The organism is Agrobacterium sp. V1 (genome assembly GCF_030518355.1).
Taxonomy (GTDB): Bacteria; Pseudomonadota; Alphaproteobacteria; order Rhizobiales; family Rhizobiaceae; genus Agrobacterium; species Agrobacterium cucumeris.
The window spans coordinates 1,271,117-1,289,283 of sequence record NZ_JAULSF010000002.1; the positions used below are offsets into that span (position 1 = coordinate 1,271,117).

The 18,167-nt window shown below is 59.4% G+C and carries 13 protein-coding genes; 5 read left to right on the forward strand and 8 right to left on the reverse strand.

Translation table 11 applies throughout. The features are described from left to right. Positions 1-159 precede the first annotated feature (159 nt). Both QSV77_RS19740 and QSV77_RS19745 read left to right on the forward strand, forming a co-directional pair. Entirely contained in the window at positions 160-1,308 is a 1,149-nt protein-coding gene (locus QSV77_RS19740) for an efflux RND transporter periplasmic adaptor subunit (RefSeq protein ID WP_302734771.1), read from the forward strand. A 1-nt stretch (position 1,309) separates the two neighbouring features. After that, complete coding sequence (locus QSV77_RS19745; protein WP_302734772.1) at positions 1,310-4,471, forward strand: efflux RND transporter permease subunit; 3,162 nt, start codon at positions 1,310-1,312, stop codon at positions 4,469-4,471. Between the two features lie 304 nt (positions 4,472-4,775). Here the strand turns inward: QSV77_RS19745 and QSV77_RS19750 are convergent, their stop codons facing one another. Beyond that, positions 4,776-5,318, reverse strand: coding sequence for an NUDIX hydrolase (locus QSV77_RS19750; protein WP_302734773.1), 543 nt, complete (start codon positions 5,316-5,318; stop codon positions 4,776-4,778). A 113-nt stretch (positions 5,319-5,431) separates the two neighbouring features. On the opposite strand from QSV77_RS19750, the gene QSV77_RS19755 reads away from it, so the two are divergent. The 3 genes from QSV77_RS19755 (at position 5,432) to QSV77_RS19765 (ending at position 7,963) form a co-directional block, all read left to right on the forward strand. Then, positions 5,432-6,076, forward strand: a complete 645-nt coding sequence (locus QSV77_RS19755) for a DUF47 domain-containing protein (RefSeq protein ID WP_271363068.1) — start codon at positions 5,432-5,434, stop codon at positions 6,074-6,076. After that, positions 6,076-7,080, forward strand: coding sequence for an inorganic phosphate transporter (locus QSV77_RS19760; protein WP_302734774.1), 1,005 nt, complete (start codon positions 6,076-6,078; stop codon positions 7,078-7,080). Before QSV77_RS19755 ends, QSV77_RS19760 begins: the two co-directional genes overlap by 1 nt. A gap of 91 nt (positions 7,081-7,171) precedes the next feature. Next, the gene (locus tag QSV77_RS19765) at positions 7,172-7,963 is read left to right on the forward strand and encodes a Ku protein (RefSeq protein ID WP_302734775.1); all 792 of its coding nucleotides are present in this window, start codon (positions 7,172-7,174) and stop codon (positions 7,961-7,963) included. A gap of 3 nt (positions 7,964-7,966) precedes the next feature. Here QSV77_RS19765 and ligD read toward each other — a convergent pair whose 3' ends face one another. From ligD to QSV77_RS19800, 7 genes are all read right to left on the reverse strand, one after another. Beyond that, the gene (gene ligD, locus QSV77_RS19770) at positions 7,967-10,459 is read right to left on the reverse strand and encodes a DNA ligase D (protein ID WP_302734776.1); all 2,493 of its coding nucleotides are present in this window, start codon (positions 10,457-10,459) and stop codon (positions 7,967-7,969) included. Between the two features lie 3 nt (positions 10,460-10,462). Further along, a complete protein-coding gene (locus QSV77_RS19775) occupies positions 10,463-11,287 on the reverse strand; it encodes a Ku protein (RefSeq protein WP_302734777.1) in 825 nt (274 codons plus the stop codon). Then, on the reverse strand, positions 11,284-11,559 hold the full coding sequence (locus QSV77_RS19780) for a hypothetical protein (protein WP_302734778.1): 276 nt from the start codon (positions 11,557-11,559) through the stop codon (positions 11,284-11,286). Before QSV77_RS19780 ends, QSV77_RS19775 begins: the two co-directional genes overlap by 4 nt. A 29-nt stretch (positions 11,560-11,588) precedes the next feature. Next, entirely contained in the window at positions 11,589-12,482 is an 894-nt protein-coding gene (locus tag QSV77_RS19785; protein WP_302734779.1) for an SDR family oxidoreductase, read from the reverse strand. Positions 12,483-12,683: 201 nt separating this feature from the next. Beyond that, the gene (locus QSV77_RS19790) at positions 12,684-15,026 is read right to left on the reverse strand and encodes an EAL domain-containing protein (RefSeq protein WP_302734780.1); all 2,343 of its coding nucleotides are present in this window, start codon (positions 15,024-15,026) and stop codon (positions 12,684-12,686) included. 177 nt (positions 15,027-15,203) lie between these two features. Then, complete coding sequence (locus QSV77_RS19795; RefSeq protein WP_302735279.1) at positions 15,204-16,307, reverse strand: hypothetical protein; 1,104 nt, start codon at positions 16,305-16,307, stop codon at positions 15,204-15,206. 243 nt (positions 16,308-16,550) lie between these two features. After that, positions 16,551-18,137, reverse strand: a complete 1,587-nt coding sequence (locus QSV77_RS19800; protein ID WP_142841898.1) for an ABC transporter substrate-binding protein — start codon at positions 18,135-18,137, stop codon at positions 16,551-16,553. Positions 18,138-18,167 lie beyond the last annotated feature (30 nt).

The window sequence follows — 18,167 nt, forward strand, 5'->3', positions numbered from 1 at the left end:
TGCCAGAAAGGTTGCGGCAGTATTGCGGTGAAGACGATGCGGCAGGGTAATGCTGCTGCAATTATGGTCACTTATCCAGATACCATCCGCCTGAATAACCGGCGACGTGACGGCTCGGTGAGCCGCTACCCAAGGAACTTTGCCTGGAAGGATTGTATTATGTGGGTGAAGAGAAGCATCAAGGCCGGGATCGCGCTTGCGGGCTGCGTTCTCGTCGTTACTGCCCTCGACCCGGCGCGCGGCAGCGTCGATGCGAATGAACGCGCCAGGGGAATTGTCGAGGCCACCTCCCTGAGCCCGGCCGGCATTCCCTTCGAATTGACGGCTTCAGAAACGGCGAAGATCGGCACGCGCCAGATGGTGGAAAAGCTCAGCATCAGCGGCGAACTCCAGCCGGTCAGCCGTATCGTGATCCGCGCCCGCGAGGCCGGGAAAATTCTGGAGATGAACGTTCGGGACGGACAGGCGGTGCAGGCCGGTGATGTGCTGGTGCGATTTGAAACCGACGACCTGCAAGCGGCGTTGCTGCAACGGCAAAGCGACCGGGACGCGGCCGAGGCCGAACTGACGCTGGCGATGCTGGCACTGACGAGGACCGAACAGCTTGCCACCAAAAACATCACATCGGCGGAACAGCTGGACAAGGCGAAAAGCGATGTCGTGGTAAAAACCGCAAGGGTTCAAAGCCTTTCGGCGCAGACGGATATTGCCCGCCTTGCATTGAGCAATGCCGAAATCCGCGCGCCTTTCAGTGGCACGGTCACCCGCCAGCTGGCAGAGGCAGGCGCGCGCGTCAGTGCCGATGGCGAACTTCTCACACTGGTCGATACCAGCGTGCTGGAAGCGAAGGTTCTGGTCGCTACCCGCGACATTCCCCGTGTAACCCTTGGCCAGACAGCCGAACTGGCGATTGACGGCCTCGTTGGCCAGACCGTCAAGAGTACTGTCGAGCGTATCAGCCCGGTTGCCGAGGATGGCACACGTTTCGTCGCCGTCTATCTGCAGCTTGCCAATCGCGACGGGCGGCTATGGGGTGGAATGTTTGCCAGCGGATCAATCCTCGTCCGCGAAAAAAACGACGCGCTTGTCGTTCCCGCCATCGCGCTTCGCAAGGATGAGACCGGCTACCATGTGCTCAAGGTGACGGACGGTCATCTGCGCCGCCAGACGGTGGCGCTCGGATCGCGCTGGAACGGCGGCAGCCTGATCGAGATTGCCACGGGCCTGAAGGATGGCGAAACGATCCTGACTGCGCCGCTTCCGGAATTGCAGCCGGACATGGCTGTGACCATCGATAAGGCAGGCTGAAATGTTTCTGACGCGTATATCAGTCTCCCATCCCGTCTTCGCCACCATGATGATGGTGACATTGCTGGTCATGGGCCTCTTTTCGCTGCAGCGGCTGGGGCTGGATCAATATCCCAATGTCGACGTGCCCGTCGTCGTCGTGGTCACCACCTATCCCGGTGCGACGCCGGAGACCGTGGAAACCGAAATAACGCGCCCGGTCGAGGATGCGCTGAACGCCATTGGTGGTCTGGATGAGATCACCTCGACCTCTTATGAGGGGCGCTCCGTGGTTGTCGTGAAATTCAAGCTCGAGGTAAAGGGGGCCGCCGCGGCACAGGATGTGCGCGACAAGGTCGCCGCCATCGATGCGAATTTGCCCGAAGACGCCAAGAAGCCGGTCATCTCCCGTTTCGATCCCGCCGCCGAACCTATCCTCTCGCTGGCAATCAGTTCGACGTCGCTCGATGTGCCGGCACTCACCACCCTTGCCGACCAGAAGGTGGTGCGCCAGCTGACGACCGTTGAAGGTGTGGGACAGGCGACGCTGGTGGGTGGCCGCAAACGGCAGATCGACGTTGCTATGGACGAAACGCGCATGCGGGCGCTCGGGGTCGGCGTCAACGAGGTGGTGAACGCGCTGCGCACCGGCAACGGCAACAGCCCGGCCGGCAGCATCGTCGATCCCGTCTCCGAACGCACGATCCAGGTTCAGGGTCGCGTCGAGGAGCCGCAGGCGCTGCTGGACATGGTGGTGGCGAGGCGTGGTGGCGCGGCGATCCTGCTGCGCGATGTCGCCACGGTTTCCGAAGGGGCGGTCGATGCCGAAAGTCGCGCCCTCTATAATGGCCAGACGGCGCTGGCGATCGATATCATCAAGGTTCAGGACGCCAACACGGTTCAGGTCGTGACGGATGTGAAGAAACGCATCCAGCAGCTCAATACCGAGCTGGCCACGCAGAATGTGCAATTGCGCATCGTCACCGACACCTCCACGCCCATCCGGGAATCCGTCGATCAGGTGCAGACGACGCTGATCGAAGGGGCAGCGCTCGCCATCGCCATCGTTTTCCTGTTTTTGAATTCCTGGCGAAGCACGGTCATCACCGGCCTGACACTGCCAATCGCCATCATCGGTACGCTTGCCGTCATCGATTTTCTTGGTTTCACCCTCAATACACTCAGCCTTCTGGCCCTCACACTCTCCATCGGCATTCTGGTGGATGACGCGATCGTCGTGCGCGAGAACATCACCCGTCATCTGCACATGGGCAAATCCCATATCCACGCGGCGCTCGACGGCACCAACGAAATCGGCCTTGCGGTGATCGCGACGACCGCGACCATCGTGGCGGTCTTCCTGCCGGTCGCCTTCATGGACGGCATTATCGGCCGGTTCTTCTATGAATTCGGCGTCACCGTGTCAGCCGCAGTACTGATCTCGCTCTTCGTCGCCTTCACGCTTGATCCGATGCTTTCGAGCGTCTGGTACGATCCGGATGCGCAACCGGATGCCAGGCGCGGGCCAATTGGCCGGCTGATTACGCGTTTCGACCGTGGTTTCGAATGGCTGGCCGAACAATATCGGCATGTGATCGGCTGGACATTGCGCCACCGGCTCATCACGCTGCTCACCACATCGGGCATCTTCATCGGCAGCCTGTTCATGGTGCCGCTGGTCGGCATGGAATTCGTATCTGCTACCGATGAGGGCCGCTTCCAGATTAGCGTGACGGCCCCGGCCGGTTCGTCACTGGATTACACGACGGCTAAAGTTCGGCAGGTCGAAAAGGCACTGAGGGCGTTTCCCGAGGTTGAAACACTCTATTCCACCATCAATACCGGCGGCGCGGCGGGCAAGCAGCGCGGCATGGTGCTGGTGGGGCTGGTGCCGCTGACAGCACGCACACAAACACCCGCGACGCTGGCCGAACCGATCCGCAAGCGCCTGTCAGCCATACCCGGCATAGAGGTCGCAATCCTTCAGGATGGTCTTGGCGGCGGCGAAAGCCCGGTAAAGCTCAGCATCCTCGGCGACGACCGTGCCGTCCTTGAAAAAATAGCCGCTGGTCTGGTCGAGGACATGAGAAAAATCCCCGGCCTCGTGGATGTGAATTCCAGCGCCCGCAACGTGACCTCGGTTCTTTCCGTGCGTCTGAAACGTGAGGCGGCAAGCGATCTCGGCATTTCCCGCTCCGATCTGGCCACGGCCCTCTCCTCGCTCATCGGTGGTGAGGACGTTTCGAAATGGACGGATACGGGTGGCAACAGTTATGACATCGTCGTGCGCCTGCCCGGCGATCGGCGCTCCGATGCCGCAACCCTCGGCGAATTGATGATCGCGACCGGTCGCACGGCATCGAACGGCACACCGGTGATGGTGCGTCTCGATCAGGTCGCCGAGATCGGCACCTCGCCGGCACCGGCCGAAATCCGTCGCATAGACAATCGCCGTGAGGTGCTGGTTTCGGCCAACATCTCCGGCCGCACGCTTGGCGACGTGATGGAGACCGTGCAAAATCTGACCGCCGCGCGCGATCTGCCGGATGGTTACCGCATCCGCTTCGGCGGCGAGGCCGAGACCATGCAGGAAACGATTGGCCACATGGTCAAGGCCCTCATCATGGCGGTTATTTTCATTTACATCGTGCTTGCCTCGCAATTCGGCAGCTTCCTGCAACCGCTCGCCATCATGGCTTCACTGCCGCTCTCGCTGGCCGGCGTCCTTCTGGGGTTGATGGTGGCCGGCAGCACGATCAACATGTTCTCGCTGATCGGCTTCATCATGCTGATGGGCCTCGTCACCAAGAACGGCATCCTGCTGGTGGATTTCGCCAACAGGGAACGGAAACGCGGACTTTCGCTCAACGAAGCGCTGGCGAATGCCGGTGTCATCCGCTTCCGGCCGATCATCATGACGACGCTTGCGATGATCTTCGGAATGATCCCGCTTGGGCTCGCCATCGGCGGTGGTGGTGCACAGCGCGCGCCAATGGCGCATGCGGTGGTCGGCGGCCTCATCAGCTCCACCCTTCTCACCCTAATCGTCGTGCCGACCATCCTGTCCTATATCGACAGCATCACCAGGCGTTTCGCCAACCTTTTGCCGAAAGCACCGGATGAGGCAGGGAAAGCGGACGCGACGGATAACCCGGTCCAGCCGCGCGAGGCGCAGCCCGGCTGAAAGCCCCTTGTTTGCATGCAGACCGCCCATTGGCGGGAGAGGCAGCAATGCTTTTTCCGTCGATGGGGCAACGGTTCTTATCGGAGCAGAAGCACGGTGGCCGGCCCCTGCCAGAAGTACGGAAAGAACGATGATGGCATGGAGGTAGCGGCCGGGAAGCCGCATGGCGGCACGACGTAAACGCATAATGCACCTGATGAAATTCATCCGGCAAAACTGGGCGCGTCATATTGTAATGGCATTACGGCAAAAGCTTCGGACAGCGTAATATCTGGGCTCTGCGCACACAGAACATGGCGGCCCCTCAGGGTTTATCACCCGCCCTGTCTTTCCTTTTGCCCTTGGGCCTGAAATCAACCAGCAGTGATTTCAGTTCGATTTCCCGAACGCGCCTCGCGGCCTCATCCGGGCGGACCCATTCAACCAGGCGTTCGCCCCGTTCCTTGAAACTTGTTTCCGTACCCGTCACCTCGATCTGGAATACATCGACCATGCACGGGACGACGTCGCCATTGTCGAGCATCTTCAGATAGGTGTAACGGCCAATGGCAGCCTTTCTCACCCGGCCGCGCACGCCCGCCTCTTCCCACGCCTCAATCGCCGCCGCCTCATGCGGCTTCTTGCGTTTCATCGGCCAACCGCGCGGAATAATCCAGCGCTGGGTGGTGCGCGACGTGACGAGGAGGATTTCAACATCGTCTCCGTTGCCGCAGTAGCGAAAACACAAGGCGGCATATTGCTGCCGGAAAGCGCCGGTGAAGAGCTTTTCGGGAACGGCAGCGAGCTGCTGAAGCAGTGTCAGGGGGCGCGCCGGACGGGTTTTCCGGCTTTTCTTGGAAGATTTCATTTGCGTTGATAGTGCCGATTTTCCGGGTTGCATCAATGCCCTGCCTGCATTTATGACAGTTTTATGACAATTACCCCCTACAACATAAATAGCGCCATTGAGGGCCAATTCGCATGATGAGCATTTTCCGCAAGCTGATGCCGCGCGAGGATCGTTTCTTCGACCTGTTCAGCAAACATTCCGAAACCGTCGTCAAGGCGGCTGGTGCTCTCAATCAACTGTTAAGCGGCATCGATGTCGAGAAGAATTGCGACCTTATCGTCGCCCTCGAAGATCAGGCTGATGAGATTACCCGCGATGTGCTGCTTGCGGTGCGGCGCAGCTTCATCACCCCCTTTGATCGCGGCGACATCAAGGACCTCATCCAGTCCATGGATGACGCCATCGACATGATGCACAAGACGGTGAAGACCATCCGCCTGTTCGAACAGGGCGAATTCGATCCGCTGATGAAAGAGATGGGCCATGAGATCGTGCGTGCGGCAAGCCTGATCGCCGAAGCCATTCCGCTTCTGGAAAAGGTCGGCACCAATGCGCAGCGCCTCTCGGCGATTGCCGAAGAAGTCACCCGCGTCGAAGGCCGCTCCGACGAGCTTCATGATCAGGGCCTGAAAGACCTTTTCCGTCGCCACGGTGCGGCCGGTAACGCCATGGCCTATATGATCGGCAGCGAGATCTACGGCGAGCTCGAAAAGGTCGTCGACCGCTTCGAGGATGTGGCCAACGAGATCAGCGGCATCGTTATCGAGAACGTCTGATGGATGTCGCACTTGCCCTGCCGCTGCTTGTCGGCCTTATCGCCATCGCGCTGTTCTTCGATTTCCTGAATGGTCTCCATGACGCTGCAAATTCCATCGCCACCATCGTTTCCACCCGCGTATTGCGCCCGCAATATGCGGTTGCCTGGGCGGCTTTCTTCAATTTCATCGCCTTCCTGTTTTTCGGCCTGCATGTAGCGGAAACACTCGGCACCGGCATCATCGATCCGGCCATCGTTTCGCCGCAGGTTATCTTTGCCGCCCTCATCGGCGCGATTGTCTGGAACATCGTCACCTGGGTTTTTGGCATTCCTTCCAGTTCGTCACATGCGCTGATCGGCGGCCTCGTCGGTGCCGGATTTGCAAAAGTGGGTTTTAACTCGATCGTCTGGTCGGGCCTCTTGAAAACCGTCGGGGCCATCTTCATGTCGCCGGCCATCGGCTTCTTCCTGGCGCTGCTTCTGGTGCTCGCCGTTTCCTGGCTGTTCGTGCGGCAGACACCTTTTGCGGTGGACCGTACCTTTCGCGTCATGCAGTTCATCTCCGCCTCGCTTTATTCGCTCGGCCATGGCGGCAACGACGCGCAGAAGACCATGGGCATCATCGCCGTGCTGCTGTTCAGCCAGGGGCATCTGGGCGAAAGCTTCTACGTGCCGTTCTGGGTGGTCATTTCCTGCCAGTCGGCCATGGCGCTCGGCACGCTGTTCGGCGGCTGGCGCATCGTGCACACCATGGGCTCGAAGATCACCCGGCTGAACCCGATGCAGGGTTTCTGCGCCGAAACCGGCGGGGCGCTGACATTGTTCGGCGCAACATGGCTCGGCATTCCGGTCTCCACCACCCACACGATTACCGGCGCCATCGTCGGCGTGGGGGCTGCACGCCGGGTTTCCGCGGTGCGCTGGGGACTTGCCGGTAACATCGTCATCGCATGGATCGTGACCATGCCGGCCGCCGCACTGATTTCCGCCGCCGTCTACGGGCTGACCTCGCTGTTCGGCTGACGCCCCACTGCCCGATTGCCACTCTCCCGGAACAAATACCGCCCCGCGGAAGTTTGATCCGGGAGATCAACGGCGAAACGGATCGCGGACAATGGCACGGCAGGTTTTCTGGAAGGGTTATCTGAAGCTGTCGCTGGTAACAGCCTCCGTCTCGCTGACGCCCGCCACCACCGAAGGCAACAAATACCGTTTCCACATTCTCAATCGCAACACCGGCAATCGCGTCGAAAGCCGGTATGTCGACAGTATCACTCACCGGCCCGTGGCAGCAAAAAATCAGGTAAGGGGGTTTCCCCGCGCCGAGGACGATTACGTGCTGCTCGAAGATGACGAGATCGATGCCGTGGCGCTCGAAAGTACCCGGACTATCGATATCAAGACTTTTGTACCGAAGGGGTCCATCGACTGGATCTGGTATGACCGACCGCACTTTCTGCGTCCGGAAGACAAGATCGGCACCGAGGCCTTCAGCGTCATTCGCGAAGCCATGACGGCCAATGGCGTGTTCGGCATCGCGCGGCTGGTGCTCTACCGACGCGAACGGGCAGTTCTGCTGGAACCTTCAGGCAAGGGCATCATCCTGTGGACGCTGCATTATGGCGAAGAGGTGCGCGAGAGCATCGACGCGCTCGACCCGAAAATGAAAATTGAAAAACCGCTGCTGCAGGCCATGGAAAAGCGCATCGGCAAACAGATGACCGGCTGGAAGCCAACTCTGGTGCAGGACCCGATCCAGAAAAAGATCAAGGCGCTTTTGAAGACCAAAGGCGACGAGGCGCCGTCGTCCAACAAGAAAACCGGCACGAAAGCCCGCACCGGCGGCAATGTCATCAACATCATGGACGCATTGAAGAAAAGCCTCGCCGCCGAAAAACGAAGCTGATGATCAGCGGGCTTTTTTCGGCAGCGGTTTCGCTGCGGCGAAAAAACCGTCCCATGGGTCTTTTTTCAGGGCTGAAAGGCGCGCGCCGATATTGTTGACGGTAAAATGCGCCGGGCCGATCTCAGCCGTGAGTTCCGACCACTCCAGCGGCGCGGAAATCGCCGCCCCCGGCCGGGCACGGGTCGAATAGGGCGCTACCGCCGTATTGCCCCTGCCATTGCGCAGATAATCGATGAAAAGGCGGCCTTTGCGTTTTGCTTTCGTTGCCACGGAAAGATATTTATCGGGTTCAGCCTTCGACATATCGGCGGCCATCGCTTTTGAGAAAGCCTTGACGGCGGCCCAGCCCGCCTGCGGTTTGAGCGGCGCCACGACATGCAGGCCCTTACCGCCGGACGTCTTGACGAAGGCCGCAAGCCCGGCGTCTTCGAAACGCCGTTTCAGTTCCAACGCCGCCTCGATCACCTCTTCCCAGGCCACGTCTTCCCCGGGGTCGATATCCATGGTGATCATGTCCGGCTTCTCCCAGTTGGCAGTCGTTGCGCCCCATGGGTGAATTTCAAGCGTGGCGGACTGGACCAGAGCCATAAGGCCGTCGAAATCGGTGATGCGGATCAGCGGTTCGCCGCCCTTGTCCTTGGGATCCTTGATCTGTTCCACGGCCTTGTTGATGCCGCGCCAGGCGTGTTTCTGGAAAAAACGCTGCCCCTCTATACCCTCGGGACAGCGCAGCAACGCCAGCGGTCGGTCGACGACGAAGGGCGCCATATGCCGCCACACCTGCGCGTAATAATCGGCGAGCCCCTCCTTGGTCACTCCATCATCAGGCCAATAAAGCCGGTCCGGATGGGTGAATTTGATGGTGGATTGCGGCGCGCCTGTATCGCTCACGGCCTTCTCCTCGCGTTCGATTTCTTCCACCGGCTTGTCTTCGCGCAGGCCGCGGAAGGAAGCGTGACGCAGATTGCCATCGCCAGACCAGGCCCGAAACTCGACTTCCGCCACCAGTTGCGGCGTGACGAAGTGAAGGTCGCGGCGTGCAAGCGCGGTGAGCTTGTCGCCGAACGGGCTCTCCTTGCGGTCCAGCGGTTTCAGGCGGCCAAGCAGCATTTCGGCCACCTCACCCGTGTAGCCGGTGCCGACACGGCCGACATGGCGCAGCTTGCCCTTTTCATAAACGCCAAGCGCCAGCGAGCCGATGGCGTGGTCCGATGTCGAAGAGACCGTGTAGCCGCCGATGACGAATTCCTGCCGCATGGAGCATTTGGATTTGACCCATTCGCCTTTGCGGCCGGAAACATATTGGCTGTTCTTGACCTTGGAAATAACGCCCTCAAGGCTGAGACGGCAGGCATGGTCCAGCACGAGCTCGCCACTCTCCTCGAAATGTTCACTGTATCGCAGCTTGGGATCACCCGCCGGCAACAGCTTTTCCAGCAGAGCCTTGCGGTTGGTCAATGCCGCCCCGCGTAGATCGGTGCCATCAAGATAAAGCAGATCGAAGGCGTAAAAAACGAAACGGTCGCTTCGCCCCTCGCTCAGATCCTGCTGCAATGCCGAAAAATCGGAGGCGCCGCTGTCGCGTTCCACGACGATTTCCCCGTCCATGAGCAATGTTTCGGCCGGCAGGGCCTTTAGCGCGCGTGCCACCGCATCGCCAAACTTCTCCGTCCAGTCCAGCCCGCTGCGGGTCAGAAGCTGGAGTTTGCCGTGATCGAGCCGCACCTGCAGCCGGTAACCATCGAATTTGATCTCATGCAGCCAGCGGGAACCGCTCGGCGGTTTCGGCTTCAGCGTTGCCAGCGCCGGCGGCACGAAGGACGGAAGCGCCTGTTTGCGTGCTCCCTTCGGCAAGGCATGCGCCTGCTTTTGGCCGGAAGAAGAGGCAGCAGCCTTTTTCGATACCGGTTTGGAATTCCACGTGTCTTTTGGTTTGGCCGCGACATCCTCGACGCTGCGTCCGGTCTTTACCGATTCCGGCCGCTCCTCCAGAATATCCGCACCACCCTGATGCCGGGCTTCTTCATCATCCCCCTTGATCAGCAGCCAGTTTTCCCTGCTCTCACCGGGTTTTCCGTGCATACGCACCAGGTGCCAGCGCCCTTTCAGCTTTTCGCCATCAAGTTCAAATTCGAGATGGCCCTTGCGATATCCTTTCCTCGCATCACCAATCGGCCTCCAGACGCCACGATCCCAGACGATGACCGTTCCGCCGCCATATTGGCCCTTGGGAATGACGCCTTCGAAATCACCATAGCTCAGCGGGTGGTCTTCCACATGCACCGCAAGGCGTTTGTCCTCGGGGTCGAGGCTGGGGCCACGCGTCACCGCCCAGCTTTTCAGCACCCCGTCCATTTCCAGCCGGAAATCATAATGCAGCCGGCGGGCATCGTGTTTCTGGATCACGAAACTCGAACCCTGAGCTTCGGCCCGGGTGCCCTTCGGCTCCGGCGTCTTGTCGAAACTGCGCTTGGCGTTATAGGTCTGCAATCCCATGCATCAGCTCGCTTTCCGGGAAGTCCTGCGGCCCGTCGTGGTTTTCTTCCCGCCCTCGGCCTTCGCGCTGCGGCGCAGGGCCTCTTTCAGATCGATGACATTGTCTTCTTTCGGCGCGGCCCGCCTGGGGATTTCCCGGCCCTCGATCTTGGCCTTCACCAGTTCCGCGAGGGCATCATTGTAACGGTCGCTATATTCGGAGGGATCAAAGGTGCCGGCGCGTGTTTCGATGATATGACCGGCAAGCTCCAGCATCTCGTCATCGAACTGGATATCGGGAATAGACTTGAACACGCTGCTCTCAGCGCGCACCTCGTAACCGAAATTCAGCGTGGTGGCGACAAGCGCCTTGCCGCTTGGGCGGATCAGCAGCATGCGGTTGCGGCGGAAAAGCACCGCCTCGCCAAGCGCAACGACGTTTTCGTCCTGCATGGCCTTTGCCAGCAGTGTCAGCGCCTCCTCCCCACCTTCCTGCGTTGGGGCGAGGTAATAGGATTTGTCGAAAAACAGCTTGTCGATGTCGTCACATTCAAGAAAATGCCGGATGCGAATGATCTTGTCACTCTCCGGCATCAGTTTCGCGATTTCATCGCCTTCGATGACGATGTAGTCACCATTGTCGCGCTCGTAACCCTTGACCTGATCGTCACGCCCGACAGCCTCGCCGGTATCGCTATCGACATATTGCCGTTCAACCCGGTGGCCGGTCTTGCGGTTGACGATGTTGAACGAGATTTTCTCCGTGGAGGTCAGCGCGGAATAGAGGCCGATTTCGCAGTTGAAATCGGCAAAGGCAAGATGGCCCTTCCAACTGGCTCTCCGGTTCATGATGGCCGTCCGCTATTAGTGTCACGTGGAGATCGATCAGCACCAAGGATACGCTCGATAGCGGGAATATCCGCCTCAGCCAGCACCGGCACGGGGTCGGATGCCATTGCCTCCAGCACCTCGGGCGTGAGGCCACCGTTACGGATGACCCATTCCATCGCCTCACGTGTCTGCCGCTCCGCCTTCAGCTGGGCATAAAGCGCCAGTATCAGCCGGTCGCGGACGTCGAGGGCATTTACCTGCGTATCTGAACGTTCTGCCTGCCGTTTCATGTCATATCCTCAAGACTGACACACCGCCCTCAGGCAATGCCCCTGCCACCGGTCACGCCATAGACCTCGCCATTGATGAAGCTCCCGTCCTGAGAGGCCAGCAGCACATAGACGGGCGCGAGTTCCACAGGCTGTCCCGGCCGGCCAAAATCGCTGTCCTTGCCGAAATTGCGCACCTTTTCGTCGGGCTGGCCGCCGCTCGGCTGCAGCACAGTCCAGAAAGGTCCGGGCGCCACCGCATTCGCACGAACGCCTTTTTCGATCAGCTGTTTGGCAAGCGCTTTGGTGTAGGCAACAATGCCGGCCTTGGTGGTTGCGTAGTCGAGCAGGATCGGCGACGGCTCATAGGCCTGTATCGATGCTGTCGTGATCACCGACGAACCCGGCTTCAGGTGTGGAACGGCAGCCTGGGCAATCCAGTGCAGCGCATAGAGATTGGTCTTCATGGTGCGGTCGAAATCGTCGGTCGACAGCTCGTCTATGCCTTGGCGATACTGCTGTCTCGCAGCATTGATGACAAGAATGTCCAGCCCGTCGAGATCACCGGCCGCCTTTTCAACCAATTCCCGGCACCAGCCCTCATCTGTGATATCGCCGGGCAACGCCACGGCCACGCGACCTTCCGCCTCGATGAGCGCCACGACCTCTTCGGCATCGGATTCCTCTTCGGGCAGATAGGAGATCGCCACATCAGCACCCTCCCGCGCAAAGGCGATGGCAACAGCACGGCCAATGCCAGAATCGCCGCCGGTTATCAGCGCCTTGCGCCCGGCAAGCTTGCCCGAGCCCTTGTAGCTCTTTTCGCCGTGGTCCGGAAAAGGCGTCATATTCGTCACCAGACCCGGCATTTCCTGTTCCGGTGTCGAAAATGGCGGACGCGGATACTGGCTGCGTGGGTCCTGCGGCTCGAGGCGGTCTGTCATCGCGGTCTCTCCATAGATAGATATCCATCCGTGGTGCGTCCCGCGACAAGCGCGTCTGTATCGCTCGATAACGCCGGCCGTCCGGTGCCGGATCTCGCCGACGATGTGGACGCATCACACGTGACCCTAACGATCTGCGTCCGCTCTCGTTCCATCATTTGGGGAAAGGCAGGCAACGGCATCATGCCGTCGCGCTTTATTTCAAACGGAATATTTCTTCCGCGTGGTCGTACCTGCGGCCCCGGCGGGCGCCACATCGGGTTTGCCGAAGAGATAACCTTGCGCCTGCGCGCATCCTTCATCCACGACCATGCGATATTGGGCATCGGTTTCGATGCCTTCCGCCGTCACAGGCAGATCGAGGCTGCGGCCAAGGCCGATTACCGCGCGCACGATGGCGCGGGCATTGTCATCATCGCTCATGGCGGCAATGAAGCTGCGATCGATCTTGATCTTGTCGAATGGGAAGCTCTGGAGATTGCTGAGCGAAGAATAACCCGTGCCGAAATCGTCCATGACGATGGCAACGCCCAGCGCCTTCAACTGGTTGAGGATGATCAGCGTCGCCTTGCGGTCTTTCAGCAGTGCCGCCTCGGTGATTTCCAGTTCCAGCCGGTTCGGCGAAAGACCGGTCTGCATCAGCACCGTGCAGACGACATGGCCGAGATTTGCCAGAGAAAATTGCAATGGCGAGACATTGACGGCAATTTTCAGATGCGGTGCCCAGGTGCTCGCCTGGCGGCAGGCCTCACGCAACACCCACTCGCCGAGCGAGATGATGATGCCGCTTTCTTCCGCTATCGGAATGAAAACATCCGGCGACACGACACCCCTTGTCGGATGTTGCCAGCGCACCAGCGCCTCGTAACCAACGACCTGACCGCATTCCACCGACAGGACCGGCTGATAGTTCAACAGCAACTCGTTGCGATTGACGGCAAGCCGCAAATCCGTTTCGAGCTGCCGGCGCTCACGCGCCTCCTGATCCATCAGAGGATCGTAAAAAGCCAATATGCCGCGCCCGCCGACCTTGGCGCGGTAAAGCGCCAGATCTGCCGCGTGCATGATGCTTTCATCATCCCGACCGTCGCGCGGGAAAACGGCGATGCCGATGCTGACGCCGACCGCGGTCGGGTCGTTGGCAACATTCATTTTCAGCGCGAACATGCCAAGGATGGTCTCGGCGAGCAGGCGCGCCTCATCCGCCTTGGTGTGCCGGGCAGTCAGGATGACGAACTCATCGCCGCCGAGGCGCGCGACCACATCCCCTGCCCTTGCGCATTCGTGGAGAATGGCGGCAACCCTTTTCAGCACCCGGTCGCCCTCGGCATGGCCGAATATGTCATTGACCGCCTTGAACCGATCGAGATCGAGCGCCAGCAGCGCAAATTCGTCCTCTTCGTCGCAATTCTCAATCTGCTGGCGTAGCCGCGTCTGGAACATCGTACGGTTGGCAAGACCCGTCAGCACGTCATGGCGTGCGAGATATTCGATTTCCCGCTGCGCCTCGCGCTTCTCCGTCAGGTCGCGAATGGCCATCACCTCGCAGGGGCGACCGCGATATTCGATGGTACGCACGGCAAGCTCGAACACCTGCTGCCGGTCGGCCCGCTCGCGGATCGCCTCGACCGGTGCATGGCGCGGCAGATAGGCGGGCTGCCCGTCGATGGCCTGGAACAGATCATCGGGATTTTTCCCGATCAGGGATACCTCATCATTGCCGAGAAGACCGGCAAAACGGGTGTTAAGCTCAACGATACGACCGTCACGCACAACGGCAAGGCCATCCAGTGTCGCATCGACAAGGCCCTTGAGATCGACAAGGTAGCGATCCACCAGAGCCGCGGTAGCGGTCGCACAAAGGATCAGGAACGTTACGCCGGACACGGCGCCGATCACCATCAGCCTTGCGAGACTATCGGGGTCAGGACCGGAAATGGAGGGATCCGGCGACAGAACCGTTGCCGAAACGGTGGTGAAGTGCAGCGCGCAGATTGCCAGGATCGAAGAGCCGGCCGGGAGGAAGATACGCTGTTTCCAGGAGCCGGAACGGCGAAACAGGAAAAAAGCCAGAAGAAAAAACACCCAGGCAACGGCAAAACCGCCAATAACCGACCCCCAGCGATAGCTGACGGTAGCGGCGACATCCATTCCCGCCATGCCGACGAAATGCATGACGGCGACCGACACGGTCACCAGAGTTCCAACGATTGCCGGGCTGTAACCTGCCTGCGAGGGCACCCTGAGCGCCAGCCAGAAACCCAGAACCGGAAGTCCTGCCGAAAGAGCCGTGAAGAAAAAATCAAAGCCGATAGGGACCGAACCCTTATAGGCAAGCATGGCGACGAAATGTGTGGCCCAGACGCTGAGCCCTCCGGCAAAGGCGGCCGTCAGCACCCAATAGGGCTTGCGGCCAGCCGGACTTTCCTCCGCACGTAACAACAGGTGAAAAAAGGCGAGCATGCCAAGCAGGCAGATCAATGCCGCAAGAAGCACGACAGCCCTGTCGTGTTGTACGGCAACGCATTCCAGAACCGTGAACATGATGCACTCTCCCAGCCTCTGAAGAACCGCCCATGCTCGCACTATGAATTTGGTTTATTTATAAATCTCTAATGCAACTATTGATAAATGACGCCATCCGTTCTGCGCCTAACAGGAAATGCACCGGACCGGCGCAAAACACGGCGCTCGGCCCGGCGACATCAGAGAGAAAAGCCGTTATTTCCAGCTTCGATAGTCGGCCGCAGTGCATCCAAAGGGTGCCGGGCCGTCCGCGAAACGCTCCTGCAGACGGGCGCAACCCCATTCATTGAGGGCTGCAGGCATCATGTTGTTGAGGTCCATGCCCGGCGAATTGAATTGCGACGGCGCGGCTGTGACGTACCACAACCAGTAACCGAAGACCGCGACAATGATGACGGCCACGATTGCGACGAAAGTGCCCAGCCGCCGCAGAAGGCCCGGTTGTTTCTTTATCGCAGCACCGGCAGTGGAGGAGCCTTCCTGCGCCTGGCTTGCAACCATCGGTGCAATTGATGCAAGAGCCTGCGCCCGCTCCTCATTCGACAGGTCGATCCGTTCCAGCTGGTCGTCGAGCAGAACCGGAAGCGCGGTATTGCCGTGCCAGACTGCCAGCGCCACATCGTGTTTTCCGGTGTGACCAACGACGACGGGGATGCGTCCCCTCTCCAGATGGGTGAAGGACTGCCGCTTGGTCCTGGCATCTCTCACCGTATCGGCATAGGTCACGAAAAGACGGCTGCGTTTTTCGGCGACTGCCGTCAGCGCCACGGGGATGACGGTCAAAGGGGCCGGATGCCGCAGCTGCAGGCGGGTTCGCAGAACGCGGATAAGCGTAAACAGCATTGCCAGACTGCCGAAACCAAGCAGGGCGACAAATACGCCGAGCGTGATGATGCGGTTCCAGAGCATATCGAAGCCGAGGGAGATCGTTGCAAGCTCCGGGTTTTTCGCGGAAATGACCAGCCCGGTCTCATAGTCGCCGGAATGGAAATCGACGAACATAACCTCGACTTCCTTCGTGTAGCTCACGCCGGCGTGCTCATAAGAAAGGTCCGCCTCGCAGGTCGTAAAGATCGCCTTGCGTGTCTTGCAGCTGCCGTTGATATCGCCGCTTTCAATCTCCAGCGGATCTTTGCTGATCTGGTAATCGCGCAATATGCCCGGGCCCTCGGCCACAAGCATCACCGCCAGGATTACCAGAAGCACCGGAATGGAAAAATAATAGGCTGCCGGCACCGAAATGACGCCACGCTTGAGGCTCAGCGGCCGCGACGGAAGTTTTATCTGTGCAAGGTTCATGATCGTCAACGTATTTTGCGGGAGGTTGATGAGCGGAGTTTGCGACTCTCGCCCAGCGGAAGGAATGATCATCACACGGTCTAATCCGATGAAGTCCCTGAGAAAACCCCCGAAATTTCGGGATGATGACGATAATCGCCTGAAACCAACGGTTTGCCCTAAAACATCACGCTGCAACTGCCCATAAAAAACGGGCGGTAAGACCGCCCGTCACAGGTTTTCAGATGGTATGTGGTTTTACCCTTAGTCCTTCGTCACTTTTTCCAGCCGCGTCGTCTGGCTTGGATGGCCGACATAGTCCTTCACGCGCGCATTCAGCACGATCGGTTCGAACCGCTCGAACATCGGCAGCACGGCCGGATTCTGCGCTACGAACTTTTCCTGCATCTCGGTGTAGATTGCACCACGCTTCTTGGCGTCGGGCTCAAGCGAAGCCTTTGCCGTCAACGCAGTCAGTTCCGGAATGTCCCAGGCCGAGCGCCAGACGAAATTACCGGCATTGTTGGCGGCAAGCGAATTGTCGGGGTTGCTGGAAAACTGCTCCATCGAACCCAGCACATTCGGCATATAGGCGCCGGTCTGCGGAATGAGCAGATCGAAATCGCGGGCGCGGTGGGCGGCAATGACGTCCGAACCGTTGCCCTGCTGAATGTTGACCTTGATGCCTATCTGGCTCAGTGACGCCTGGATTGCGGTGGCAAGGTCGATACGCGGTGTCTGCGCAATCGTCTTCAGATTAAGCGTAAAGCCGTTCTCATATCCGGCTTCCTTAAGCAGTTCCTTGGCTTTGGGAACATCGAGTTTCCAGTCCGGGCTTGGAATGGCATATTCGAAATTCTCCGGCACCGGCACCGTGCGTGCCCGGCCATAAGGCCCCATGATGGTCTTTTCCATGCCCTTGTAATCGATGCCATAGGCAATCGCTTCGCGGACCTTGGGGTTGGACAAAGGCTCCTTGCCGGCATTCATGGACAGAACGTAGAAACCACCGGTCGGCACGCGCTGGATCTGAAAACCTTCCTTGTTGTTGAAGATCGCAAGGTCGGCCGCCGTCAGCGCGCTGGCAATGTCGATATCGCCGCGTTCCAGCATCAGACGCTCGACCTGGCTTTCCGGCACGTGTCGCACGATGACGCGGCGCATTTTCGGGCTGCCGGCCACATAATCCTTGTTGGCCTCGAGAATGATGATCTCATTGGGCGACCAGCGATTGAGCGTGAACGGGCCGGAGCCGGCGGAATTCGTTCTCAGCCAGGCATTGCCCCAATCATCATTGACTTCATGGGACTTGAGTTCCTTGCTGTCGACAACGCTGGCAATGACCATGGCTAGGCGATAGAGCAGCAGTTCGGACGTGGTTTCACCGGAAAGTTCGATGCGGACCGTTTTTTCATCCGGCGCGCTCACCAGCTTGTCGACATTGTCAGCATTATAACCGACACGCTTAAGATTGGCGGCAGCCGCCTGGTTCATCTTCAACAGGCGGCTGAACGAATAAACCACATCAGCAGAGGTGACGGGATTGCCGGACGCGAATTTTGCCTCGCGAAGATGGAACGTGATGCCCTTGTCGTCTGTCTCCCAACGCTCCGCCAGCTGCGGCGAAACCTTGCCCGAACCATCGACCGAAATCAGGCGATCATAAAGATTGGCCATGATTTCGTTGGCCTTGGCTTCGGTGGCCTGATGCGGGTCAAGCGACAGAACCTGAGCCAGCGACGTTGCAATGATAAGCTGGTCGTTGGGGGTTTTTGCCAGACTTGGGGCCGCCGGCACAAGCATTGCCCCCAGAACGGTGGTGAATGCGAGACGGATCAATGATTTTCTCATACCTGCTCCTCCTACAGATCGGTAGTTATG